This is a genomic window from Dyadobacter sediminis, assembly GCF_005860765.1.
Classification (GTDB): Bacteria; Bacteroidota; Bacteroidia; order Cytophagales; family Spirosomataceae; genus Dyadobacter; species Dyadobacter sediminis.
In genome coordinates this window covers 588,592-614,597 of the sequence record NZ_VCEI01000011.1, presented here as the reverse complement: position 1 = coordinate 614,597, position 26,006 = coordinate 588,592, and the positions used below count along the sequence as shown (strand labels likewise).

Annotated in this window: 17 protein-coding genes; 10 read left to right on the top strand and 7 right to left on the bottom strand. The window is 46.5% G+C overall.

Annotated features, from left to right (window positions below):
- Positions 1-7: 7 nt before the first annotated feature.
- Complete coding sequence (locus FEM55_RS03385) at positions 8-1,378, top strand: cytochrome P450 (protein ID WP_229209069.1); 1,371 nt, start codon at positions 8-10, stop codon at positions 1,376-1,378.
- A 25-nt stretch (positions 1,379-1,403) separates the two neighbouring features.
- Entirely contained in the window at positions 1,404-3,017 is a 1,614-nt protein-coding gene (locus FEM55_RS03380; RefSeq protein ID WP_138279894.1) for a Na+/H+ antiporter, read from the top strand.
- Positions 3,018-3,030: 13 nt separating this feature from the next.
- Here the strand turns inward: FEM55_RS03380 and FEM55_RS03375 are convergent, their stop codons facing one another.
- The 4 genes from FEM55_RS03375 to FEM55_RS03360 all read right to left on the bottom strand — a co-directional run bounded on the left by FEM55_RS03375 (position 3,031) and on the right by FEM55_RS03360 (position 9,781).
- Complete coding sequence (locus tag FEM55_RS03375; protein WP_138279893.1) at positions 3,031-3,984, bottom strand: metallophosphoesterase; 954 nt, start codon at positions 3,982-3,984, stop codon at positions 3,031-3,033.
- On the bottom strand, positions 3,962-4,720 hold the full coding sequence (locus FEM55_RS03370) for a 5'-nucleotidase C-terminal domain-containing protein (protein WP_138279892.1): 759 nt from the start codon (positions 4,718-4,720) through the stop codon (positions 3,962-3,964). Before FEM55_RS03370 ends, FEM55_RS03375 begins: the two co-directional genes overlap by 23 nt.
- Positions 4,721-4,801: 81 nt before the next feature.
- Positions 4,802-6,400 (bottom strand): RagB/SusD family nutrient uptake outer membrane protein, encoded by a 1,599-nt coding sequence (locus FEM55_RS03365; protein WP_138279891.1) that lies wholly within the window; start codon positions 6,398-6,400, stop codon positions 4,802-4,804.
- Between the two features lie 12 nt (positions 6,401-6,412).
- Positions 6,413-9,781, bottom strand: coding sequence for a SusC/RagA family TonB-linked outer membrane protein (locus FEM55_RS03360; protein WP_138279890.1), 3,369 nt, complete (start codon positions 9,779-9,781; stop codon positions 6,413-6,415).
- Between the two features lie 350 nt (positions 9,782-10,131).
- Between FEM55_RS03360 and FEM55_RS03355 the strand changes: the two genes are divergently transcribed.
- The gene (locus tag FEM55_RS03355) at positions 10,132-10,527 is read left to right on the top strand and encodes a hypothetical protein (protein ID WP_138279889.1); all 396 of its coding nucleotides are present in this window, start codon (positions 10,132-10,134) and stop codon (positions 10,525-10,527) included.
- A gap of 67 nt (positions 10,528-10,594) precedes the next feature.
- Here the strand turns inward: FEM55_RS03355 and FEM55_RS03350 are convergent, their stop codons facing one another.
- A complete protein-coding gene (locus FEM55_RS03350) occupies positions 10,595-12,739 on the bottom strand; it encodes a M43 family zinc metalloprotease (RefSeq protein WP_138279888.1) in 2,145 nt (714 codons plus the stop codon).
- 150 nt (positions 12,740-12,889) lie between these two features.
- On the opposite strand from FEM55_RS03350, the gene dinB reads away from it, so the two are divergent.
- Positions 12,890-13,996: a DNA polymerase IV gene (dinB, locus tag FEM55_RS03345; RefSeq protein ID WP_138279887.1), complete on the top strand. Its 1,107-nt coding sequence runs from the start codon at positions 12,890-12,892 to the stop codon at positions 13,994-13,996.
- 36 nt (positions 13,997-14,032) lie between these two features.
- On the opposite strand, the gene FEM55_RS03340 is transcribed toward dinB, so the two are convergent.
- Complete coding sequence (locus tag FEM55_RS03340; RefSeq protein ID WP_138279886.1) at positions 14,033-15,217, bottom strand: putative sensor domain DACNV-containing protein; 1,185 nt, start codon at positions 15,215-15,217, stop codon at positions 14,033-14,035.
- Between the two features lie 787 nt (positions 15,218-16,004).
- Between FEM55_RS03340 and FEM55_RS03335 the strand changes: the two genes are divergently transcribed.
- The 4 genes from FEM55_RS03335 to FEM55_RS03320 all read left to right on the top strand — a co-directional run bounded on the left by FEM55_RS03335 (position 16,005) and on the right by FEM55_RS03320 (position 20,865).
- Positions 16,005-16,988 (top strand): glycosyltransferase family 2 protein, encoded by a 984-nt coding sequence (locus FEM55_RS03335; protein WP_138279885.1) that lies wholly within the window; start codon positions 16,005-16,007, stop codon positions 16,986-16,988.
- A gap of 112 nt (positions 16,989-17,100) precedes the next feature.
- A complete protein-coding gene (locus FEM55_RS03330; protein WP_138279884.1) occupies positions 17,101-18,921 on the top strand; it encodes an ABC transporter ATP-binding protein in 1,821 nt (606 codons plus the stop codon).
- A gap of 4 nt (positions 18,922-18,925) precedes the next feature.
- The gene (locus FEM55_RS03325; RefSeq protein WP_138279883.1) at positions 18,926-19,861 is read left to right on the top strand and encodes a glycosyltransferase family 2 protein; all 936 of its coding nucleotides are present in this window, start codon (positions 18,926-18,928) and stop codon (positions 19,859-19,861) included.
- Positions 19,862-19,863: 2 nt separating this feature from the next.
- Positions 19,864-20,865 carry a glycosyltransferase family 2 protein gene (locus FEM55_RS03320; protein ID WP_138279882.1) on the top strand — a complete coding sequence of 334 codons (1,002 nt, stop codon included), beginning with the start codon at positions 19,864-19,866 and terminating at the stop codon, positions 20,863-20,865.
- Here the strand turns inward: FEM55_RS03320 and FEM55_RS03315 are convergent.
- Positions 20,840-21,745 (bottom strand): glycosyltransferase, encoded by a 906-nt coding sequence (locus FEM55_RS03315; RefSeq protein WP_138279881.1) that lies wholly within the window; start codon positions 21,743-21,745, stop codon positions 20,840-20,842. The genes FEM55_RS03320 and FEM55_RS03315 overlap by 26 nt on opposite strands.
- 148 nt (positions 21,746-21,893) lie before the next feature.
- Between FEM55_RS03315 and FEM55_RS03310 the strand changes: the two genes are divergently transcribed.
- Positions 21,894-23,849 (top strand): sialate O-acetylesterase, encoded by a 1,956-nt coding sequence (locus tag FEM55_RS03310; RefSeq protein ID WP_138279880.1) that lies wholly within the window; start codon positions 21,894-21,896, stop codon positions 23,847-23,849.
- 24 nt (positions 23,850-23,873) lie between these two features.
- Positions 23,874-26,003: an outer membrane protein assembly factor BamB family protein gene (locus FEM55_RS03305; protein ID WP_138279879.1), complete on the top strand. Its 2,130-nt coding sequence runs from the start codon at positions 23,874-23,876 to the stop codon at positions 26,001-26,003.
- Positions 26,004-26,006: the final 3 nt, after the last annotated feature.

Below are 26,006 nucleotides of genomic sequence, written 5' to 3'. Positions count from 1 at the left end.
TTTTTGTTTGTCTAATGGCTTACTTGCAATTATTCTCAAACCATTTGTAACGATGCCTCCTGTTCCTGTTTTTAACATCGGAAAAATAAGCCTGTTTGATCCACTTAAATTTGCAAGCGACCCGCTTCGTTACCTTCATCAGGGTTTTGAAACATGCGGCAGCACCTATAAACTCCGGTTGTTCCGGGAATTTGTGATCAGCCGTGATCCTGCTTTTTTCAGGCATATACTGCAGCAGAATAACCGTAATTTCAAAAAAGGGAGTTCTTCCAAAATGCTGTATCCGGTTCTTGGAAACGGACTGGTAACGAGTGACGGCGATTTCTGGCTACGGCAGCGCAGGCTTGTTCAGCCGGCTTTTCACCGTGAACGGTTGCAGGAACTTTTTCTTGCCATGGGCACGCTGACCTCACGGTTTCTGGATGAAATGGAAATTTTCAGAGGCAAGAATTCCATTGACATCGATGCCAGTATGATGGGAATTACCGCCGACATTGCACTGAAAACATTGTTTGGGAACATGACCAACGAGGATAAGGCAAAAATTTACCAGCAGGTCAGCCGGACACAGAGATACCTGGTTACTCGCGTAAGAAGGCCGTACCGTATTCCACTCATGGCACTGAATGGAGAAAACCGCCAGTTCCGCACGGATCTGCGTTATTTTAACAAGCTTGTTTTTGACTTCATTCAGGATCGCAGAATTTCCGGTGAAAAACCCAATGACCTGCTTCAGTTGCTCCTTGACAGTACCGATGAAGAAACCGGCGAACAGATGAACGATCAGCAGATCCGGGATGAGGCAATCACCATGTTTGCCGCGGGACATGAAACCTCTGCAACCGGACTGAGCTGGCTCTTGTGGGAACTTGCCCGGCAGCCCGCCATCGTGGAAAAACTCAGAAAAGAAGCCGAAATCTTTCAGGATGTGCCATCCTTCGAACAGCTGATGGCCATGCCATATTCCCGGCAAGTTGTGGAAGAAGGATTAAGATTGTACCCGCCGGCCTGGACCATGACGCGTGAGGCAGTATCGGATACCGAAATTGAAGGTTACCGGCTGGGAAAAGGCACTTCCATCTTTCTGTCTGTTTTTGAGCTTCATCGCAATCCCGACTTGTGGAACAATCCGCTGACGTTTGACCCGGAAAATTTCAGTCCGGAAAACGTCAGGAACAGACCGAAGTTCAATTATCTTCCATTTGGAGCCGGACCTCGTATTTGCATCGGACAGCAATTTGCCTTGATGGAAATGCAGCTGATTCTGGCGGCGCTTGTCAAACGGTTTACATTTGAAAATGATCCTTCTCATCCGGTTGGCATGCTGCCGCAGATTGTACTCAAATCGACTAGCGGAATCAAACTGTTTGTAAAATAACCAAGTTCGTCATCAGAGTCCTCCTATGCATCATACCATTATCCTTTACCTTTCGCTGATTGTCGTTATACTTTTTCTGGTGATGCTGGCACAGCGGATCAAAATATCCTACCCTATTGTGCTGGTAATCGGGGGCCTGGCGCTGAGTTTTGTTCCCGGGCTGCCGGTGGTTACGGTAGATCCCCAATTGATTTTTCTGATTTTCCTGCCGCCGCTTTTGTACGAAGCGGCATGGCAGACATCCTGGAAAGATTTCTGGAAATGGCGGCGCGTAATCGGCTCGTTTGCATTCGGCATCGTAATTCTGACTTCCTGCGTGATCGCTTACGTCAACCATTTGTTGATTCCGGAATTTACGCTGGCCCTTGGCTTTTTACTGGGCGGAATCATATCGCCACCCGATGCAGTGGCTGCCACTTCCATCCTGAAAGACATAAAGGTAACCAGACGGCTGATTACCATCATAGAAGGTGAAAGTTTGCTCAACGGCGCTTCCAGCCTCATCGTATTCCGGTTTGCAGTCATAGCGATTTCTTCCGGGACTTTTGTTTTTTCCGATGCAGTCGGCAGCTTTTTTATGGTCATTATCATGGGATTTGCCATCGGGCTACTCATTGCACTGGTGTTATATGCCATTCACAGATGGATGCCTACAACGCCCAGTATCGATACGACGCTGACGTTTGTCGCACCTTATGCCATGTACATTACGGCCGAAGAGTTCCATTATTCAGGCGTTATTGCGGTTGTCACCGGCGGATTGTTCCTTTCCAGCCGCAGCCAGATTATTTTCAGTCATTTAAGCCGAATGTATACGAATACGGTATGGTCTACGGTCGGGTTTGTTTTCAACGGAATCATTTTCATGTTAATTGGTTTACAGCTCCCGGTTATTGTCAGGCAACTGGGTGAAACCTCGCTTTCAGAAGCCATCAAATACGGACTGATCATTTCAATGGTTGTTATTGTAACCCGCATGGCAAGCACCATCGGTGCCTCCTACTTTACCGTAATGATCAGCCGATTTATTACGACAGCCGACAGCAGGCCCGGACTCAGAGGGCCGGTCATATTCGGCTGGGCCGGGATGCGCGGTGTGGTTTCGCTGGCTTCGGCATTGTCCATTCCGTTGCTTACCGATTACGGACAGCCTTTTCCCCAGCGTAACCTCATCCTTTTCATCACCTTTGTGGTCATCCTGGTGACGCTGGTTTTTCAGGGTCTTACGTTACCGCTGGTTATCCGGTGGATGAATGTAAAAGAACTGGATTATTCCTTGTCATCACACGAGCAGGATGTCATGATCCGAAGGAAACTGGCGGAGGAATCGCTGAACATGATCAATACCCGCTTTGCAGATCAGATCACGCAGAATGATTTGTTGCAGAGCCTTATATACAAGCTTGAAGGCGATATCGGATTTCTGAACCATATTCAGCAGCCCGAAGAAATCAGTTCCGGCTTTGCGGATATTGCTGCTTACCGGGCGATTGCCAAAGAATTATTAAACCATAAAAGGTCGCTGCTGCATGAATTCAATAAAAAAGCCATGTTTGAAGAGGAAGTGATCCGGCAGCACCTGGCGCAGCTTGATCTGGAAGAAGAAAAAATAAGACAGCAATTTCTGCATATCGACTGACATTTGGCCGCTGCTATACCATGCCGTATTCATTTACCGGGCAAACAGAAGCCACCATTTTTTTCTTTCCTGTTTCTTTATGGAAAAAGTAATCCAGCCGGCCCAGATTTATTCCTGCAAATCCAACCTGATTTACATGAACCGGCTTACCGTCCAGGTTCATGATTTCTTCCGGCACCTTCATAAACGTATGCGTATGGCCTCCGATGATCAGATCAATATTTCTGGTTGAACGTGCCAGAACCTGATCCGACACTTTGTCGTCCTTGTATTTATAGCCAAGATGCGAAAGGCAGATCACCATTTCACAACCCAGTTCGTTTCGCAGCAGTGAAGCCATTTCGTTGGCTTTGGCAATCGGGTCCGTATAAACGATTCCGCCGTAATTTTTCTTGTTTACCAAACCGGCCAGTTCGATGCCCAGCCCGAAAACACCGACTTTTACACTTCCTTTTTTGAATACCTTGTACGGTAACACCTTTCCCTGCAGCTCGGTATTATCAAAATTGTAATTGCTGACGATGAACGGAAAATTCGCATGCGGAAGCTGTTTTACAAAACCGGAAATCCCGTTGTCGAAATCGTGGTTTCCCATGGTAGCCGCATCGTATCCCATTTTGCTCATCAGCGTGAATTCCAGTTCGCCGCCGTACAGATTGAAATAGGGCGTTCCCTGAAAAACATCACCTGCATCCAGCAGAAGTACATGCTTTTGTTCCTGCCGTATTTTCGCTATCAATGCAGCCCTTCTCGCTACGCCTCCAAGGCCCTGATTACGCGATCCGTCCATGGGAAATGGCTCAATACGACTATGTACGTCATTGGTATGCAGAATGGTAAGCTGTACGACGGCATCTTTGCCCAATGCAGCAAACGGTACCGGACCCAATGTCATTAACGCTGCGGCAGCACCTGTCTTCCTGAGAAAATCCCTGCGGCTGTTTTTATTCAATAACAATTCTTCCATCGAGCTGAGCGTTGATTTTTTTTCCTTGCCGGGTTAAGTCCGTGATATTTTCGAGCAGTGCATCCCTTACTTTCTTGTTGATTTCATGCCTTTCCAGCGGATTTCGCAGACATTCCAGATCGTCGCCTCCATCGGCAAGGTAATCATACGTAAGCAGGTTGTAAGTCTTGTTTACATCAAAAGGCTGGCCAGCGATGGTAACGTCATAGGCCTGTTTGTTCCGGATTTTCATGCGCATGCCGGATATGGGTTCACCGTCTTTGTTCACAATGAAATCAATCAGCTTCCGGACATTTTCACCAGTGAGTTTCAGCACCACCATTTCGTTCTCAAATGGCATGAGTTCAAACACATGCGAAACGGTAATGTTGCCTTTCGGAAATGTGGTACGCAAGCCGCCTTTGGTCGAAAGTGTGAACTGAATAGACGGATCTTTCTTTAATCCTTCGGTAAGCAGGGCATCTGCAAAAAAGTTGCCCATCAGCGTTTCCGGCGCTGCAGGTTTGGTAAGTTCCTGTTCGGTCTGGCCGATAACCTTATCCATTTCCGCCTGCATTTTTTCCTTGTACGGCAAATAGTAGTTTATAAAAGCCGAATCTGCACCGGTTTGTGCATCAATCGCATACTGCTTGTAATTGCTTGTGGCAACGGTCAAAGGATGGTGACAGGAAGCAATCAGTAATACAGAACACAGTAGCGCAAACGCTTTATGAAGGTATTTTCCGGGTAAATTCATAGTTGCCGATTTGAATACAAAAGTAGTATGAAATCACTTACCGTTCAGGCCATGCCGGAAAAACCTGAATGATCAGATCAATTACCAGCCGGCATTTTGTACAAGATTCGGATTGGCATCCATCTGCGATTGCGGAATCGGGTAAAGTTCCAGTCTGGGCGTGTAAGGCACCAGGTTATTGTCCACAATCTGATCCGACGACATGGCTGCTATCTCTTCATTCAGCGTTCCCCAGCGGCGGATATCCAATACCGTGTTGAACTCGCCCGTCAGTTCCAGGCGCCGTTCTTTGCGGATGGCTGTTCTCAGTTCTGCCGCTGTCGCCAGCTTCAGCGCAGTTGCCTTGGCGCGCGCGCGAACGCGATTGAGCAGCGGCAGTGCCTGCGTTGTTTTGCCTGTTTCCACCAATGCTTCTGTAAGGCAAAGTAAAACATCCGAGAACCGCATCTCAATAAGATCGGCACTGTAACCCTGAATGGCAGCGCCGGCCGGACGCGGTTCACGGGCCAGTTTTCCGTAAGCCATTCCGTATCTGAAATCGTTATGGCCGAGTGGCGTTTTGGTACGTTTGTTAATGTAATTGCCTGTTCCGGGTTCATAAATAAGGCTGTCGCCCGGTTCTGCGCCGGCTCTTGCAGTGCCCCTGAAGACGTAACGTTCCACAAGCGTAAAATCCCGGCGGGTATCGGTTTTTTCGTATTGTTGGTAAAACGCATACGTCAGCCCGTAATTGGTTTGCTCATCGCCGTTGACTAGTCCGGACGGAAAGAGATTGAAGGGAAGAATATTGCCGTTCGGGTTGGAAGAATTGATGAAATAACCAAAGGAAAGCACAATTTCACGGTTACGTTCATTGCTGAGCGCAAAGACATCCGCAAAGTCCGGCAGTAATTCGAAATCATATTTTTCTTCATTCTCAGGACCGGTCAGTTCACTCAGTTTATCTACGGCTTTCTGGTAATTTTCCGTTCTGGATAACGGCTTGCCCGCCATGGTCAGATAAACTTTTCCAAGCAGCGCTTTGGCGGTTCCTGCCGAGACACGGCCCAGCTCTGCTCCTCCTCTGGAATCCGGCAGATTGTTTTCAGCAAAAGTCAAGTCCGCAATAATCGCCTCATAAACAGCTGCATCGGTTGCTCTCGGCGCAAATATGAGCTCGGTGTCATCCAGTGATTTGATTTCCTTTACTATCAATGGAACACCTCCGAAAAGCCTTACCAGATTAAAATAGGCGTATGCCCGTAAAAATCTTGCTTCTGCAAGGTACGGATCAGCTTCTTCCTCTTCGGCCGGAACTGCCTGTTTTGCATTATCAATGACCGTATTGGCACGAAAAATGATTTTGTAAAATCTGGCCCAAACAGCTTCAAATGCGCCAGATGAAGCCACATGACCAAAACGGTAATAAGGATCGGAACCCGAACCCAAAATTCCCGCAGTGGCATAGCGATGGCCGGATTCAGCCAGAATAAAGCGGCTTGTTATATCGGAAAAATCGGGAGCGGTCCAGGCCTGATAAACCCCGATCGTAGCCTGATTCAGTCCGTCTTCATCTTTGAAGACAACGTCCTTGCTCAGGGAAGAAAACGGGGATTCTTCCAGGTTTTCACGGCAAGCCTGGCAAAGCATGAACAGTACGAAAGCAAAGGCGCTTTTAACAGAAGAATTGATGCTAGTCATAAGAATGCCGTTTCAGAAATTACAGGAAAAACCGATGGTGTAAGAACGCTGCGACGGATAGGCGCCGTAGTCAATACCCTGCTGCAAAAGCGATTGTGCATAGGAACTCACTTCGGGATCAAAACCGGTGTAGCTGGTGAGTGTCCACAAATTGGTTCCTGTTACAAACAGCCGCGGATCTTTAATAGGACCGATTTTCGGGAAAGTATAGGACAAACTCAGCATTTTCAGTCTCGCAAAACTGCCGTCTTCCAGCATGGTGGAATTAATATCGCCTGAAGCAATGCCGCGCTGAATGCCGGGATATCTGGGATTGTTGTGCGGATTGGCTGTCGTATACCGTTTGTAAAACCATTCTTCAGACTGGTTGAAACCCACCCCGCCATAATCCACCACACCGTTATTGATGTAAAAGCTTGTCAGATTAAGCACATCGTTCCCGACTGAACCCGTAATCAGAGCATTGAGCGTAAAATTTTTCCACGTTAGATCATTGCTCCATCCAAAAGTAAAATCAGGCGTGGATTTGCCCAGAACCATGCGGTCGTCAGCGGTAATGATGTTGTCGCCGTTTGTGTCCGCATAAATCCATGCACCGTAAAGCGGAGTTCCGGTACTTCCCGGCGGGCGCGGACCTTCAAAGGTGGGAAAAGTCGGGTTTCCGTTTTCATCGAAATCGGTAAGCTGCGTTAATCCTGCCACTTTATATCCGAAAAACTGTCCGACTTCCTGACCGGGCGTGAGTATTCCGGATACACCGCCCAACAGGTTTCCATTGATGTTCACGTAATCCGACTGCGTTCTTTCTCCCAGATCCACAAGGGTATTCACATTTCGGGAGATATTGAAACGGGATGAGAAAGTTACATTCTTTTTCTGTACCACAAATGCCTGAATGCTCAGTTCCAGCCCGCGATTCCGCATGGTTCCGTAATTATCGGTAATGGTTCCCACACCCGATTGCGTCGGCACCTTCCTTGGCTGCAACAGGTCGGAAGTCAATTTATCGTAATAATCAAAACTGAAAACCAGCCGGTTCCGGGCCATGTTGAAATCTGCGCCGGCGTTGAACTGACGTGTACGCTCCCACGAAAGATTGGGATTTGCAATGGTATTCGGGTAAATGCCGGTATTGACTACACTTCCGCTTCCGGCGGGGCCAATTTCGTAAAATCCGCTGCTGTACTGGGAAAGAGACGAATACGGCCCGATGGCCTGACTGCCCGTCTCGCCATACGACGCCCGCAGCTTGGCATTGGAAATAAAAGTAAGACCTTTCATAAAAGCTTCTTCTTCAAGGTTCCATGCAAGTGCCAGCGATGGGAACAATCCGTATTTCCGGTTGGCTGCAAAAGCAGAAGCGCCGTCCATCCGGATGGACGTATTCAGAACATACTTGCCTTTGAAAGAGTAGTTTGCACGCAGAAATGCGGACTGAAGAATGCGTTTTTCCTTGTATGAGCCTATGGCCTGCGACTGTGCACTGCCAATATTGTCCACGCCAAAATAAGGGACATTGAAGCCGGAATAGCTTGTGTTGACGAATTCAACAGTCTGGTCGTTATATTCCACACCCATGGTGGCGTTCAGATAATGATTCTGGGTGAAGGTTTTTTCAAAAAGGAAGTAGGCATTGACGTTGTAGCTGTATGTATTGGAAGTATTGTTGCTTCCTCTTCCTTTAACCGGGTTTCCTTCTGCAGTGGATGGCGGCAGGAAAACTTTCCGGCGCGTCAGGTTCTGGTTTCCGCCCAGACTGACGACCAGCTGCAAGCCACTGACTATTTTAAAATAATTTTCAATGTTCAGAACGGAGTAATCGTTTTGTGTCAGATCCGTTTTGGCAGTCAGTTCGTTGTACGGATTTGAAAAATAATAGCCTTGGTAATCCGGAATTCCCAGACTGTTGTTACCGAGATAATCCAGACCTAATGTGGGTGCGGCACGCAGGCCGTCCATCAATCCGCCGGAACTTGGCCATGCCCTGGAAGCCGTAACGGCACGGTTGGACTTTTGCCGTGTGAAGGCAAACTGGCCTTTAACGTTATACCAGTCATTCAGTTCATTGTTCAGATTTACGCGCAGACTTGCCCGGTTATTATCCGAATGGATGATGGTACCTTTTTCCTGAAGGTAATTACCCGAAATATAATAAGATGATTTGGGCGAACCGCCTGAAAGGCTCAACGTAATGTCTTCCCGGAAACTGGGTTGCGTGATGGCGTCAACCCAATCGGTACTCGTTATGGCGCTATCCAGATTTTCAAATGGCGGCATACGGCCCGAAATGCTGTAACTTTCATTGATGATTTCGGCATATTGTCTGGAATTCATCATGCGGATCGGATTGGCAATGGAGCCGAACGATGTTTTATTAACCAGCTCAATCCGACCTTCGCCGCGTTTGCCCGATTTTGTCGTAATAAGTACCACGCCATTTGCACCCCTTGATCCGTAAATAGCTGTGGCCGAGGCATCTTTCAGGATTTCCATGCTTTCAATATCATTCGGGTTGATGCCATAAAGCCCGTTCTGCGTGTATGCACCGGTAAAGTTGGCGCCGGCTTCGCGGTAAGGCGGCATCGGAAAGCCGTCGATTACATAAAGCGGCTCGTTGTTTCCGCTCAACGAGTTGTTGCCTCTGATCCGGACTACGGAAGCAGCGCCGGGCTCACCCGAAGTTTCCACAACCTGAACGCCCGTAGTCCGGCCCTGCAAAGCCTGATCCACCGTATTGATCACGGCCGATTTGTACTCCGTAGCAGAAACCCGGGAAGTACTTCCTGCTAGATCACGCTTGCTTTGCGTACCGTAGCCCACAACCACGACTTCGTTCAGCGATTTGGCTTCTGGCAGCAGCTGCACATTCAGCTGGCTTTGATTATTTACTGCAACTTCCCTGGCTTTAAACCCTATATAGCTGAAAACCAAAATAGAACCCGTTTCAGGAACATGAATTTCAAACTGACCGTCCGGATTTGAAACAGCTTGTATTTTGATATCTTTTACTAAAATACTAACGCCGGGAAGACCTGAACCTTTCTCATCCACTATTTTTCCTTTTACAATGCGGGAATTTGCCGGGGTCCTTGAATTACTGTTTTCAGCCTGGCCAAGGCTGTCTGTTCTGTTTTCAGGAGTGCTGCTTGTATCGATCGGAGCGGGTTTTACAAGCGGGTCAAAATTCTGGGGCGGACGGGGCAGAACGGACGGTTTTTTATTTACAGAATCTGGTCGGAAAGTAGTATCGGGTCTGCTCTGTTGTGCCAGTATAATCGGAGGAGGAAAAAGGATCAGCAGCAGCAGGACTATGCCGGATCGTGGAAAAACCAAAGGGCCATAACACTGCCTGAAGAAATTCAACGGTTGAATTTTTTGCATATGTACTTCTTGGCTAGGTGACTGGACGATGTCCAGAATAGGATAAAGCTATTTGTGCCAGAGCAAATATTATACCGTTGTATGTTTTCACTTTTTTCAATCAATTTTCGGGGTGTTCAAATGTGTCGGAAATGAATAAAATGCCGGATGGTGCTAACCTGCTGTTATCTGTGCATACAATGCACCGAAAATACGGACAGGTATGTAATTTGCTAATCTTCAAATAAAGCGGAAACACCGGTCATTATTTTTGGAAACATGACCGATACAATTACATTTGTCAAAATGCCCAAATCTCCTGGGATTGAAAATGAACTGAAAATTAGGAGTATAAGAAACCAGATACGACCATGAGCCAGGAACAACTGCTAACTGCTGATTATATTGATTCTCAAATAGGTAATGTGATTGAATATTATATTCGGTGGGATTTTGAAGAAGATCCTTTTTTCGGAAAAGCCAGGATAAAAGGACTGGTGGATGACGATTATGGCAAGCTGAAAATCATTTGCGATGTCATAGAAGGAAGCGATCTTGAAATGGCTTACGAAGAGGAAGAAGTTTTCATGTATTCGGATAACCGTCCTATTTATGCCGGAACTTTACCGGAAATCTACTCGGCCAACTGGATCAGTACGGATGGCAAAAAGAAAAAACAGATTTTCATTTCACCGCCTAATGAAAACGCAAAGGATTTTGCTATTTCCCAGACCAACAGCAAAGTAGTGGTCAAAAGAATATATTAAAATAATCGCATTCCGGCCGTTTCCCAGTTGTTGTGGAAAAAGCCGGAATGCGCTCCTGCTATCCCGCCTAGTTTTTCACGATTTTCTTGGTAAGTACCCGGTCTTCAAACATGGCTTTCACAATATAGAGCCCTGATGGATTGTTTGTCAGGTCAAATTCATAAACATTCGTGCTGACAATTCCCGCAATGACCTGTTCCGCTATTTTTTGTCCGTTCACATTGTAAATTTCCACTGACTGCAATCCTGCCGGATGCGGATAAAACTGCACGGAAACGACACCGTTTGAAGGATTGGGCGTTACCAGAAATCCGGCTTCTTTCAGATTAGGATTTACTGTAACGGTTCGGATATTGATGTCGTCCAGGAAAATATCGTTTTCATTGCCGTTTGTATTTACAAATGCCACAAGAATTTCGCCGCTGTCTATAAAACGGGTGATGTTGATCTGTTCCTGTCTCCATTCATTGGCATTCGGTACAAATGCGGTCTGTATGGCAGAATTTCTGGTTACAAGTGAAGACCCCCATTTTTTGTAGACACTCGTGTAAGTCTGTCCGCAATCCGTACTGATCATCACCTGCAAAGTATCCCAGACATTTTGAACGGCGGATGCATTCGTATAGGTCGCAGCTGCCACCTGGAACGAAACATAGGCAGAATCGGTGCCTGCAATAGTGACAGCAGGCGATCTCAGAAAATCCCTCTGCCCGATCGCCAGGTTATTGAAATTGGCGATGTGAACGGAAGCATTGCCGGTTTTGGCTGCGGCAGTGGTTTGCTGCCACGTTATACCCCGGTCCGGATTGACAATATCCCAGCCTGCCGGAGGAAAAAGGCTTTCAAAGCTTTCGGTAACTGGCGCATCAAACGCTTCGTAATAAATAAATGCAAACTCGGCTTCATCATTCGTGGCATCTTCGTCCGTTCCGCCGTTAGGATTGGTTGTATAGACACTCAAGACATGGTTTCCTTCGGTAGTCGTTAAGGCCGGAAGTGTAACACTCGTCTCTTCATACGTCTGTAACGAACCGCGCCAGTTATAGTTCTGAACCGTTCCATTGTCAATGACGGCATGAATTATGACGGAAGTTAACGTTTCACGGCCTTTGTTTATAAGCGTAACTTTCGGCGCAAATACATTGGTGCAAAGTCTTTGTTCAGGTTCCGTAATGGCATTAATGGAAGCATCCTTGCTTTTGAGATTCACCGGCACGCAGCCATTGGAAAGACTCAGCAGGGAACGATATGTTTCATATGCGGCTTCCATGCGGGCAACCTGCATTTTGGTAAACATGTAAAGACAGGCATCCGGTGTATAGTCCATGTAATTCTGGTACATGATTCCCGGAGCCGAAGGGGTGCACCTGTCGGTTACGATTCCGGTCCGGCATGTACTTGTACTATTGCTCTGGTTAGGCGTATCTTCCACTTCATCCGTACCCGTGCAGGTTCCGTTGTCATCGCCCCAGATGTGATACAAACTGAAATAATGACCCAATTCATGCGTAAGGGTTTTGCCCTGGTTATAACCCGTTGCACTGCCACCGGGCAAGCTGCTGTAATCAATCGCAACGCCCTGCTCGTCCGGAACGCCGTCGTCCGGGAAAGTTGCATAGCCCAAGGTTGTACTGGATAAATCCGTGATCCAGATATTCAGATAGCGGTCTGTATCCCACGCATCGGCTCCGCCGGATTCCGCATGTTTGAGCTGGTTGGTTGTATAATCAAAGGAAGATTTCAGCGTAGTGTATCTTACAATTCCCGTAGAAGGCACATCATCCGGCGTTCGCTGAGCCAGGCAGAACCGGATGCCGGATTGTCCGAAAAGCGGTTTGAAATACAGCGGGATTTTTTCTGCACCGGCATTCAATCCGGCATAGTCTTTATTAATGGTGTCCAGCTGCGCCAGAATCTGCTCATCCGTTACAAGCGACTGCCGGGTCAGGACAACATGAAAAACGACGGGAATCGTTACTTCTGCCGTTGTTTTCATCGATTTCCCCGCGGCTATGCGCGCATTGATGATTTGTTTGAGCCGCGCTTCCCGCTGATTGAACAAGACTTTTAAATCCGGGCGCTCCTGAAACCTTTTGTTCAGCAGGCTCATGGAACCGCAGCGTTCCTGCGCAAACAAAACAGGCGGCGCAAGGAAAAAGAACAGCAGAATAAATGTGAAAAAATATTTAAAACCGGGTACAGTATATCGCATTATTTTGTTACTATAACTTAAAGCAAAATGGATGATAAAAAAATCGGATGAGCATGATGGTACTACGATAAAACGTGCGTGACTGATGCACTGTTTTTTTATTTTAATGTGTTTTTAACAACGAATCTATCTATATAAAACCGTTCCTGTATGTCAGCTCCGGCACCGGTCAAATTCCGCAAAATCATTCATATCGATATGGATGCATTTTATGCATCGGTGGAACAGCGCGATTTTCCCGAATATCGGGGCAAACCGCTGGCTGTCGGCGGATCTCCTTCGGGCAGAGGCGTAGTGGCGACAGCGAGTTATGAAGCCAGAAAATTCGGGGTACGCTCAGCGATGTCGTCCAGAAAAGCCATGCAACTTTGTCCGGATATTGTGTTTGTTTATCCGAGGTTTGAAGTTTACAAGGCTGTTTCCGCCAAAATCAGGGAAATATTTTATCGTTATACCGATCTGATCGAACCGCTTTCGCTGGATGAAGCTTACCTGGATGTGACTGAAGACAAATTGCAGATAGGTTCTGCACTGGAAATTGCGGCGCAGATAAAAAAAGCAATCAAAGATGAACTGAACCTAACTGCCTCGGCCGGGATTTCCATCAACAAGTTTGTTGCAAAAATCGCTTCAGATATCAATAAACCGGACGGACTGACCTTTATCGGACCTTCCAAAGTAGAGAATTTCATTAACAACCTGCCGGTAGAAAAGTTTTTTGGCGTTGGAAAGGTGACGGCCGAAAAAATGAAAAACATGCAGCTTTTTACCGGCGCTGATCTGAAGAAACTAACCGAAGATGAACTTGTAAAGCATTTCGGAAAAACGGGACATTTCTATTACAAGATCGTACGCGGCATGGATGACCGCGAAGTACAAACGCACCGGGAAACCAAATCGCTGGGTGCGGAAGATACGTTTCAGTACGACCTGGAAAATCTGGAAGAAATGTACAAAGAGCTCGACCGGATCGCAGTAACCGTTCATAACCGGCTTGTCAAAAAGCAGTTGAAAGGCAGGACTGTAACGTTGAAAATTAAATTCAGCGATTTTACCCAGATCACACGAAACCATTCATTCAACAATCCGGTTGGCGATCTTGACACGATTATTGAAACAGTACGGCAATTGCTCGAAAAAGTGAACTTCGAAGAAAAAACCGTCCGTTTGCTGGGCATTTCACTTTCCAACTTCGGTGAACCCGAAATCAGGTCCAGAAAACCCAGAGACCCCGAACAACTGGAACTGTTCACATAAAACCTTTTTCAAATCTTAACAAACACATTTCACTACTCACAGCAACAAAGCATCCACCCGATGCGCCTGTACTTTCCCTTCACATGGTGACCATGAAAAAATGGTAAAACGCCCGTCCTGCGATGCAACCAGCGCAATGGAATCGCGCTGATCAAACACGAACTGTGCCGCGGACAAATGCCGTGTTCCGCCCGTTTGTACCGGATGCACGACAATACCTTTATTTCCGATTACCGGTTCTGTTACAAGCATTTCCTCTACCGGATGACCGCCTGGCGCACGTCCGATTTTTGCTCCGAACGCAAGCAGTTCATAATGATCATTGATGATCGTTGCACCGTCCACAGCCGTCAGTCCGGCCAATCCGTTAATGGCCGAGCTCAGCTGACTTTGCGATTTGCCCGGATGTGGATCGAGAAGATACTCCCGGTAAAGTTCTGACAACTCGGAAAACGCCGGCTGAACCGGATACGTAATCGGATGTATAATGGATTTACGCCATTCTTCCTTGTTGGTCGGCACCACAAGCAAAATGCCTCCGCGTTCGTGACCACGCATGGAAACGGCAAGCTGCACAAGCAAATTGAGCGAATCATTCCATAAATTGGGCGATGTAAAACCGATCATGGAATTGATGATGGACGGACAATCGCGGACACTGCCGCTATCTTCATCCACGATTTTTACCTGGTCCCCTTTCAGCACAGCCACATTCACAAACTTTCCGAATCCGTCCACACGTCTGTGTTTGATCACCAGCATACCGGGCTCAATTACTTCCAGTACAAAGCAAAGCCCGGGAATAACGCGGGTTGTACCCCAGATATACAGCATATTGTCCTCCATCCAGACCCCGAGGTGAATGCCCGAACGTTCGACAGCCGGTGCAAGTTTCGTTAATGTGTTGGATGTAAATGGCAGCTTTTCACCAAAAACAAGCGGGTTAACGGCACATTTCGGAGGAATAAACGCGATCGAGATTTTGGGCGATCTTCCTTCTTCTCTTCTCAGGCTGGCCCAGAAAGTCGTATCGATAATGGCCTCGATGGTTTTTGCATCCGGTTTGGGAGCTAGTTCCTGACCATCATATTTGCTGACCGATCGGTGATGTCGTTCAAAATGACTTTCCACAAGTCCGGCAACCGCACGGGCTGACTTATACGCTGTCACCGGCACAGATTCGCCGTTCGCAATGTTCGATTCTATATTATCCAGTATCATAATCAGCGACTTACAAAATAAAGTTTTTCACTAGACCAGTGAAGGCAAAACAAATGGACAAGATTCAGGGCCAATCTTAAAATAGTAACAAACCGGAACGACAAAAAGTTGGGCAAACAGTTTGAGTATTTTTTTGCTCAAATAGCAAGATTATCACCCAGATTACCAGGCAACTACTTGCAGATTTCAAATAATTTGTCTCCGAAAACTAATTATACCTTCATATTTGTATAAATAATTTACCAGAGCTTCCAACCTTTGCAGATCTGAACGAGTCGTATAAATCAGAAAATGCATATTTGCCAACACCAATAATTAATTGACCAAAATGACACTCAAGGTTACTGATCACGGAAAAAGTATATATTGCCTGCAACGAAGCATTCAAATTTTTAGTAAAAATATACAAACGGTGAAGAACTTCCTGTATGTTTTGACAACCGTTCAGCGAACACTTCTCTGAAATTTTGTTAAAAGGCCCGTCCGGTTCTCCGAACCTGTTCAGCTTACAGATAGTAAAATGTTAATGCAGGAACAGAAAATCCATTTACCATTGATCCGATTCAATTACCGCATACGCGTATATGCATGGTATTTTCCTGCAGAATTGGATTAATTATGGTTCGATAATTTAGAAGAGTTGATGAAAAATCGTAGAAAGGCAATGAAATACGGAACAATGGCGTTTGATTGGCAGTCAGTGCACGCCGTTTCATTAAGTAAAGAGGTGAATCTAAACAAATAACTATCGGGTAAAAATATACTCTACACTTAAATGGGAATATTAATGAAAAGCATCTCGGTAGTCATACCTAATTACAACGGTAAGCATTTGTTCGAAAAATATTTCGAGAGTAATTACAGGATCCTGAAAAATCTTGGTACCAAAGTCCAGATCATAATCGTTGATGATGCTTCGCAAGACGATTCGGTTGATTACCTTGAAAAAAATTACGGAAACGACCTGACCATCATTCGCAAGGAAAAAAATTCGGGGTTTTCCCACACTTGCAACCTGGGCATTCAGAAAGCAACCAACGATCTGATTTTTCTGCTGAATACGGATGTAACGCTGGAAGAAGGCTATTTTGAAAAACTTTACAAGTACTTTGAACTGGAAGACACTTTTGGTGTCATGGGCAGGATCATCGGCATGGACGACGATAACATTCTGGATGCGGCACGTTCCCCGAAGATTCTGGGCAGAAAGATAAAACCCAGCAATTTCTTTTATCTTAAGGATAACGACAGCCTCACGCCTACCTTTTACCTTTCCGGTGCCATCGCGCTGATGGATACACGGAAACTGAAAGCCATCAACGGGTTCAATGAAATGTTCAACCCTTATTACGGCGAAGATCAGGAAATGTCGATCCGCGCATGGAGGCTGGGCTGGAAATGCTATTACGAACACAATGCCGTCTGCCGCCACGAAGTATCTGCCAGCACCAAAGGACACAAGGACAATTATTCAGTAAAAAGAATCTATTTCAGGAACCGCTATTACATGCATCATCTGCATTTGCATGGCATGGACCTGAACTTTTATCATCTGCAGGTGATTCTCAGTGACGTATTGCCGAGCATTCTTACTTTTCAGTTTTACAAGGCTCAGGCCTATCTGGATTTCCTGAAAAATATGAACGAGCTTTCGATGAAAAAAACGGCATTCAAAACACAGATGAAAAATCACAAATCCAACATCGGAATCATTGATGTGATCGAAAATATCAAGATGATGCTTAAATACAAGCAGGTAATTAAATTATAAAGTTAAGCGGCACTTTTAACCGATATGCATTAATTTGCACCCCGAACCGGAAATTTTTCAAAGTTTCCGGCTATTTATATTCCGGCATATGGTCATATGCCCTTCCTAAATAATGAGAACATACTTCAGACTATTATCTTTTGCCCAGCCGATTGCCAAATTCGCATTTCCTTATATCCTATTTACGATTCTGGGTGTCATTTTCAATACGTTAAATCTGGCACTTCTGGTTCCTCTGCTCAGCACGCTGTTTAACAGCAGCAAGGAAGGAGCGCAACTGATGGAAAGACCGGAAAGCTGGGATGTGGCCGGCCTGCTGAGTTATTATGCACAGCAGGCCAATATCCTGTACGGTCCGCACGGTGCTCTGCAGCTTGTTTGCGGCGTGATTGTCGTTTCGGTTCTGCTTTCCAATGTATTCAAGTATTTTTCGCAAAGGGTCATGGAAAACCTGCGTATCCATACGCTGCTGAATTTGCGGAAAACGGTTTTCAATAACGTCATGAATCTGCATGTCGGCTATTTCAGTAACCAGCGTAAAGGTGATATTATTTCCAAAATTGCTTCGGACGTGCAGGTTGTCCAGTTCTCGGTAACGGGAACACTTCAGGTTGTTTTTAAAGAACCGCTGCAACTCATTGCGTATGTTTTCGTATTGTTTGCCACTTCTGTCAAGCTTACGCTGTTTGCCATTCTGGTGATCCCGATTTCTGCGTTTCTTATTTCCAAGATCGTAAAAAGATTGAAGCAGCAGGCTGCACTTGCCCAGCATATGTTCGGTTTGATGATCAGTTATCTGGATGAAGCATTGTCCGGCATCAAGATCATCAAGGCATTTAACGCGACGGAAGATATCAAGGACAAGTTTCATCAGGAAAATATACGTTATTCTGATCTCGGACGCAAAATGGCCAGAAGGCAGCAGCTGAGCGGCCCGGTTTCCGAATTTCTGGGTGTTGCCATGGTTGCACTGATCGTACTTTACGGCGGATCGCTGATTATCGACAATCAGTCGGAGCTTACGGTAGCCAAGTTTGTGGGTTACATTGCCATCTTTTCACAAGTCATGCGCCCGGCGAAAGCACTTACGGATTCGTTCAGCACGATCCATGCCGGCATAGCAGCCGGAGAACGCGTGCTGGACCTGATTGATGAAAAACCGGAAATCTACGATGCGCCGGATGCGATTGAACTCAAAGAATTCAGTCAGCAGATCAAGCTCAGCAATGTATCTTTTTCCTATCAGTCAAAGAACGTCCTGAAATCCATCAACCTGACGATTCCTAAAGGAAAAACGATTGCGCTTGTCGGACCGTCGGGAGGAGGAAAATCAACGTTGATGGATTTGCTGCCACGATTTATTGATGCACAGCAAGGCAGCGTTAGCATTGACGGCATGGATGTGAAACAGGTAAAGCAGGAATCGTTGTGGGCTTTGTTCGGAGTGGTTAATCAGGAATCGATGCTTTTCAACGACACCATTTACAACAACATTGCCTTCGGAAATCACGACGCCACGCCGGAGAAAGTAGAAGCTGCCGCTCGCGTGGCCAACGCGCATTACTTTATCATGGAAACCGATAACGGTTACCAGAGCAATATCGGAGACAGGGGCATGAAACTTTCGGGCGGACAAAAACAGCGCATCTGCATCGCCAGAGCTGTTCTGAAGAACCCGCCGATCATGCTGCTGGATGAAGCCACTTCCGCGCTGGATACCGAATCAGAAAAACTGGTTCAGGAAGCGTTGAACAACCTGATGCAGAACAGGACTTCGCTTGTGATCGCCCACCGCCTGAGCACCATTCAGAAAGCAGATTGCATTGTGGTTCTGGAAGAAGGAAAAATTGTGGAGCAGGGAAATCACACGGAACTGATCGCCCGCGAAGGTCTTTACAAAAGGCTGATCGACATGCAAACGTTCAACGAGTAGCCGGATGGAGAACCCGCCATTGGTATCCATTGCGCTTTGCACGTATAACGGCGCAGCGTTTCTGAAAGAACAGCTGGATTCCATTCTTAAGCAGCAATTTGAAAACTGGGAAATCGTGGCTGTGGACGACTGCTCCATCGATGATACCTGGAAGATCCTGAATGAATATGCTTCGCAGGATCTGCGTTTCAGGCTGTACCGGAACGATCAGAATCTTGGCTACAATAAAAATTTTGAAAGAGCGCTGCAACTTTGCCGCGGCAAGTACATTGCCATTTGCGACCAGGACGATATCTGGCATACGGACAAATTACAGATTCAACTGGAAGCCATTCAGGAAAACGAGTTGATTTACCACGACTCCGAGTTCATTGATCATGCCGGGAATTCCATGCAAACAAAAATATCGGACAAGTTTAACTTTTACCGTGGCAATCGCGCGGAGGCTTTCCTTTACCTGAACTGTGTTTCCGGCCATAGCATTTTCATGCGGCAGTCCGTTCTGCGAAAGGCCCTTCCGTTTCCGCGCGATTTTCATTACGATCAATGGCTAGCATTGGTGGCAACAAAAAACGGTTCCATCGATTTTGTTGATCAGTGCCTTGTTCAATACAGACAGCATCAGAAAAACAATACAGATATGCTCGCCCTGCATGCAACGGCCAGATCCACGAACCAGAAAATTGCAGAGATCGAAAGGGAAAGTAACTGGCTTAAACTCTGTTCAGAAAAGTTCGGACATGAGCCGCAAAGGCTTACTTTGAAATTATATCAGCAAAGCCTTGCCAGAAATGCTTCCTTTGTGTATGTTCCTTATGCCATCACCATATGGAGAAACAGGAAAATCCTGCTTGCGCTGCTTAAAAAGTCAGAAGTAAGCAAGTTTTTTTTTACAATCAGAAAAATATGGGGACCCAAAGCTAAAAGGGTTCTCGGGTAACTATGCAGTTCAATCCGCCAAACGATAAATCGCCTGACCTTCCACTTGTATCCATTGCACTCTGTGTTTATAACGGAGAACGATTCCTGCGTGAACAGCTTGATTCACTCGTAGGTCAAAGTTACCCGAACCTGGAAATCATTGCCGTAGACGATTGCAGCAAGGATTCTTCCAGGGCTATCCTGAAAGAATACCAGCAGCGATTTCCTTTTTTCAAAGTCGTTGAAAACGAATTCAATCTGGGTTATGTCAAGAATTTCGAAAAAGCAATCCGGTTGTGCACCGGTGAATTCATCGCGCTTTCTGATCAGGACGACATCTGGCATTTGGACAAAATCCGGATACAATACGAACACATCGGTACAAACCTGCTGATTTATCATGATTCTGCCTTTATGGAAGATAACGGCAAAATGATCGATATGAAAATGTCGGATATCATTCATTTATATCGCGGAAACCAGCCGGAAGTGTTTTATTTTTTCAACTGTGTTTCGGGCCATACCTGTTTTTTCCGCAAGGAACTCGTCAATGAAATCCTGCCTTTTCATCCTGAACATTTTCATGATCACTGGATTGCCTATATAGCCGTCAATCTGGGAACGATCGACTTTGTACCGCAAGCACTCGTCAGTTACCGCCAGCATCCGACCACGTCAACGGACATTCTGAACAAGCGCAAGAAATTCAGGAGAAATTACCATGAAAACCGCGACATCAAAAAGCTACGGAAAGATCTCAAATGGATCAAGCAATGCGCTACTTTTCAGAAAAACAGAAATCCCGAATTTCTGAATACATTTCTGACCCTTTTCGAAGAACGGCTGGATACCTTTTTTTCCTTCCGGTATGCCCAGTTCATCGACAGGCATTTCGACATTTTATACTTTATTCAGAAATACCGGAAAGCTACCAAAAAAGCGTTTGTTTACCGTCAGATCTGGGGATTGCGCGCCAAACTGCTCTGGGTCCGCATGTTCAGCTTTTGGGTGGAAGAGGAATAATGTTCAGTTTAAGTTGAAGCAAATGCAAATATGCTTTGAAGTAAAGTTTGGTGCGCACTCTGGATTTCGCAGCATTCATAATCATCCGATGGATCTGATAAAATGAATAATCCCAGCGAAGCATCTGTTCTATGGCTTTTTTAAGACACCTTTTTTCGGTAAAATAAAATTCCCTGTCGCTGACGTCCGATGTGGTCAGCGGTAGTACTTTACTCCATTTTCTGTGCAGTTTAAGGATTTCATCAAACCACAATTTATTGAAATTTCCTTCCGAAGCGTGTTTCATCAGAATATCATACGTAACTATCACTTTATATTCCTGAAAAACGCTCAGGCAAAAATCAAGGTCATACCCGTGAAAACCTTGCAATGTCCTTGCGTCAAAAGGATATTTCAAAGCAATCCTTTTCCGTGTACAAAACCATAAACCATCGACGCACACTACATTGCTCAGATGCTCGTTTTTGGGATTATGATACGCATGGATCTCGTCTTTTTCGTCCAGCTTGAAACCCTGAAGCACATTCTGATAAGACCGCTCTTCCGAATGAAATTCGAACTGGTACCAGCCGGAAGGAGCAAGTGATTTGTAGCCGCCGCCGGCCACGCCGAGCACACCTGTGTCGGCATCATCAGAAAATATATTCAGAACCGTTTTTCCCCATTCATGGGTCCTGATCTGCACATCTTCATGCATGAAACAAAGTAGATCGTATGCGGCTTTCTGTGTTCCTTCATTGTAAACCTCGCAAATGCCTTTTCCTGCCTTACGATTGTCAATGGCTACAATTTCATGTGCTACGCCAATGGTTTCAGCAATATTTTTCTTAACGAGCAAAAGGTCTTCAGCATTGGCTGAACAGATGATAACAGAAATCATTCACAAACGATGAGTAAGAATAATGGCTACAGATTCTTCCGGGCAAATGTTTCAGCATCCGGCTGATCAGGCATGCAAAATTAATGTTTTAAGTAGAAATTGCATCTCTGTAGCATTTATAAACAATATTCCCATTTTCTTTTGCCCGATGAACCGCTTTTGTTTTCTGCTTTTTTTCCTTGTTCAATCGACCGTTTTTGGTCAGGTAAAATTTGCCCGGATTTTTTCAGATCATGTTGTACTCCAGCGCCAGAAACCGGTTCCTGTCTGGGGCTGGGCAAAAGCCGGAGAAAAAGTCAAAGTGACCCTTGCCGGACAAACCGCAAGTACCAAAGCCGATCAGTCCGGAAAATGGCAGGTAAAGTTTACCCCGCTGGAAGCCGGTGGCCCCCATACTCTGATTGCTGCGGCAAAGTCCGGAAATGCAACTGTTAATGACGTTCTGATCGGCGAAGTATGGCTTTGTTCGGGGCAATCCAATATCGAATGGCCGGTGTCTTCGGCCAAGGATTATGAAGCAGAAAGGCAAAATGCAGATTTCCCGCAAATCCGGCATTTCAAGGTAGAACATGAAGTGACACTTAAACCCGTAGATGACCTTCAATCGGGTGACTGGAAATTGGCTTCTTCGGAAACGGTCGGCGATTTTACCGCCATCGGATTTTTCTTTGCAAGGGAAATACATCAGAAACTGCATGTGCCTGTCGGCATTCTGCATGCTTCGTGGGGCGGTTCCCAGATTGAAGGCTGGATCAGTAAGGAAGCCATGATGACAGACGAAGAGCTGAAACCGTATGCGCAGAACCTGCCTGAAACCTGGGAAACTGCCGACGCCATGATGGATGCCAAATTGCGGAAGCAGTTGTTTAAAAATGCGTCTTTCAATCCGACGCCGGAAGATGAAAGCAAGTACGTTTCCGGAAACGCCGATTTTTCAAACTGGCAGGAAGCCTCCGATCCCGTCGGACAATGGGACTGGAAAGGTTTGATGGGGTTTCGGTGGAATGGATTTATGGCAAAGGAAGTGACTATTCCTGCAGACCTCGTCTCGAAAGAAACAATTCTGTCGCTTTCGGAAAATGACAGCCCCAATGAAATTTATATCAACGGCAAATTACGGTATCAGGGCGCTCAGAATGGCATCAGGAAAATAACTTTGGCAGCCAATACCTGGCAGGAAGGGAAAAACCAGCTGGTGATCAAACTGGGAAATATGGTGAATACACCCTGGTTCGGGCCCGGCCTTTCAGGTTCTGCAACTGATTTGTATATCGAGTACAACAAGCGTAAAATCAGTCTTTCCACGGACTGGAAACTGATGCCTTCCTTTGCGGAAAAACATGCCTATGCGCATTTGATGAACAATGTCGGCACTACGATTTACAATGCCATGATCGTTCCGCTGATTCCATTTGCTGTCCGCGGAACGCTTTGGTATCAGGGTGAAACCAATGCGGGCCGATCTTTTCAGTACCGCCGAACGTTTCCCTTGCTGATCAATGACTGGCGAGAACGCTGGAAAGACGATTTTTCGTTTTACTGGGTTCAGCTTTCCAGTTTCGGTTCCGATAACGGCAGCAACAAAGGCAGTGGCTGGGCAGAACTCCGCGAAGCACAGAATATGACTTTAAGCCTTCCAAAAACAGGCATGGCTGTCAGTACCGATGTTGGAAACCCGAATAATATCCATCCTGTCAACAAGCAGGACGTTGCGCACAGGCTTGCTGCCAATGCATTGAAACTGGATTATGGCATGGATATACCCTTTGCTTCCCCCGTAATGGATCATGTGGAATTCAGGGACGGGAAAGCAGAAGTTTATTTCAGACATGCGGAAAACGGCTTGATGGTGAAAGACCGTTACGGCTATCTGAAAGGATTTGAAATTGCCGGTGACGATAAGGTTTTTCATTATGCCAAAGCTGAAATAAGCGGTAAAAACGTGGTGGTTTACAATCCGAAAGTTCCTAATCCGGTAGCCGTAAGATATGCATGGTCAGATGCCCCGGCAGAAGTAAACCTGTACAGTACCGATGGGTTTCCGGCAAGCAGTTTCCGGTCGGATTCATGGCCGGGCATCACCGTTGACAAAAAGTTTGAATAGTTAGAATCTGAATTACATCCCTGAATGTTCCGTACAATCCTTCGTCCGCTGACCGTTTGCCTCGCTTTATCTGCACTGACATTGAGTGCATGGAAAACTATTTATTCCGATCAGGAAACTGAAAATACCGAATGGTCCGAATACCTCGGCGGTCCCGACCGCAACCATTATTCTTCCCTGACGCAGATTAATCCGCAAAATGTCAAGAACCTGAAAGTAGCCTGGACGTACGAAATGCCGGATTCCGGTCAGACGCAGGTGAACCCGATCATTGTGGACGGCGTGCTTTACGGCGTTACCGCCACCGTTCAGGCATTCGCACTGGAAGCAGCTACGGGAAAGCAGCTCTGGCTGTTTGGCGACAAATCCAGCAACGGTTCCAATACAAGCCGTGGACTTACTTACTGGAGTGATGGAAACGACAAACGCATCATGCATGCGATGGGTCATTATTTATACGCACTCGATGCCAGAAGCGGAAAACCGATTGACAGTTTCGGTGATCATGGCAAAATAGACCTTCATACAGGACTACCGGAAATTGCGCTGAACAAATACATGGTTTCCAACACGCCCGGAACCGTTTTCGAAGATCTGATCATTATGCCTTTAAGGCTTTCGGAAGAATCCGATGCGGCTCCGGGTGACCTTCGTGCATTCAATGTACGTACCGGAAAGCTGGCATGGACGTTTCATACCATTCCGTATCCGGGCGAATTCGGCTATGAAACGTTTCCGCCGGACGCTTATAAAAACACGTACACCGGTGCTGCCAACAACTGGTCAGGAACAGCCATCGACCGTAAACGAGGCATACTATACGTGCCGACGGGTTCTGCGGGATACGATTTTTATGGCGGCAAGCGAAAAGGCAGTAATCTGTTTTCCAACTGTTTACTTGCATTGGACGCACGTACCGGAAAACGGCTCTGGCATTATCAGACGATGCACCACGACATGTGGGACCGGGATCTTCCGGCTCCGCCAAACCTGATTACCGTTAAGCAAAACGGAAAAAGTATTGATGCCGTGGCACAGGTCAGCAAACAGGGTTACGTTTTTATATTTGACCGGGTTACCGGCAAACCATTGTTTCCGATCAAGGAAGTAGCTGCTCCGAAACAGGCACTGAAAGGAGAATTTCCGTGGGCTACACAGCCGGTGCCTTCCAAACCGGCATCCTTTGCGCGCCATGCTTACACGCTAACCGAAAAAGATATCAGCCTGTACGCTCCCGATCGTGATTCGTTGATCGCGAAGTTTAAAAATTATAAAAAGGAATTGTTTGCTGCGCCAAGCAAGGAAGGAACCATCATCATGCCGGGATTCGACGGAGGCGCGGAATGGGGCGGCGCAGCCGCTGATCCGGACAAAGGCATTTTGTACGTCAACAGCAATGAAATGGCGTGGATTCTGACCATGAAAGATACGCCGAAAGAAAGTGAACTTTCCAGCCTGAGCCCGGGTGAAAAAACATATACTACATACTGTGCAAACTGCCACGGACCGGAACGAAAAGGCAATGCCATCAGCGGCTATCCGTCGCTGGTTGACATCAGTTCACGCCGTGATCGTGCTTACGTAAGTCAGATTATAACAGCCGGCAAAGGCCGGATGCCCGGATTTACAATGCTGTCTGCATCCGAAAAACAGGCCGTCATTTCCTTTCTGTTCGGGGATGAAAAAACAGAAGCCGTTGCCTCCATGCCGGCCTCCGAGAAAACGTATCTTCCATATCAAAGCACCGGATACAACAAATTTCTGGATGCCAGGGGACTTCCGGCCATTGCGCCGCCTTGGGGAACACTGAATGCCATTGACCTGAATACCGGCGAATATCTGTGGAAAATTCCTTTCGGAGAAGTGGAATCGTTGAAATCGAAGGGCGCTGCGGTTACAGGAACGGAAAATTACGGCGGACCCGTCGTAACGGCAAGCGGACTGTTGTTTATAGCCGCAACCAAAGACGGCAAATTCCGCGCTTTTGATAAACGAAACGGCAAGCTGTTATGGGAAACCATACTGCCCGCCGCAGGGTTCGCTACGCCTTCGACCTATGAAGTAAATGGAAAACAGTACGTGGTCATTGCCTGCGGCGGAACAAAGCTGGGCACAAAAAAAGGCAACAAGTATGTCGCCTTTGCACTGAATTAAACT

Coding starts and splice junctions, on each gene's coding strand:
- FEM55_RS03350 (WP_138279888.1), bottom strand. CDS start 12,739: ATGCGATATACTGTACCCGGTTTTAAATATTTTTTCACATTTATTCTG.
- FEM55_RS03340 (WP_138279886.1), bottom strand. CDS start 15,217: ATGATACTGGATAATATAGAATCGAACATTGCGAACGGCGAATCTGTG.
- dinB (WP_138279887.1), top strand. CDS start 12,890: ATGTCAGCTCCGGCACCGGTCAAATTCCGCAAAATCATTCATATCGAT.
- FEM55_RS03365 (WP_138279891.1), bottom strand. CDS start 6,400: ATGACTAGCATCAATTCTTCTGTTAAAAGCGCCTTTGCTTTCGTACTG.
- FEM55_RS03310 (WP_138279880.1), top strand. CDS start 21,894: ATGAACCGCTTTTGTTTTCTGCTTTTTTTCCTTGTTCAATCGACCGTT.
- FEM55_RS03370 (WP_138279892.1), bottom strand. CDS start 4,720: ATGAATTTACCCGGAAAATACCTTCATAAAGCGTTTGCGCTACTGTGT.
- FEM55_RS03380 (WP_138279894.1), top strand. CDS start 1,404: ATGCATCATACCATTATCCTTTACCTTTCGCTGATTGTCGTTATACTT.
- FEM55_RS03315 (WP_138279881.1), bottom strand. CDS start 21,745: ATGATTTCTGTTATCATCTGTTCAGCCAATGCTGAAGACCTTTTGCTC.
- FEM55_RS03335 (WP_138279885.1), top strand. CDS start 16,005: ATGAAAAGCATCTCGGTAGTCATACCTAATTACAACGGTAAGCATTTG.
- FEM55_RS03355 (WP_138279889.1), top strand. CDS start 10,132: ATGAGCCAGGAACAACTGCTAACTGCTGATTATATTGATTCTCAAATA.
- FEM55_RS03375 (WP_138279893.1), bottom strand. CDS start 3,984: ATGGAAGAATTGTTATTGAATAAAAACAGCCGCAGGGATTTTCTCAGG.
- FEM55_RS03325 (WP_138279883.1), top strand. CDS start 18,926: ATGGAGAACCCGCCATTGGTATCCATTGCGCTTTGCACGTATAACGGC.
- FEM55_RS03305 (WP_138279879.1), top strand. CDS start 23,874: ATGTTCCGTACAATCCTTCGTCCGCTGACCGTTTGCCTCGCTTTATCT.
- FEM55_RS03320 (WP_138279882.1), top strand. CDS start 19,864: ATGCAGTTCAATCCGCCAAACGATAAATCGCCTGACCTTCCACTTGTA.
- FEM55_RS03330 (WP_138279884.1), top strand. CDS start 17,101: ATGAGAACATACTTCAGACTATTATCTTTTGCCCAGCCGATTGCCAAA.
- FEM55_RS03360 (WP_138279890.1), bottom strand. CDS start 9,781: ATGCAAAAAATTCAACCGTTGAATTTCTTCAGGCAGTGTTATGGCCCT.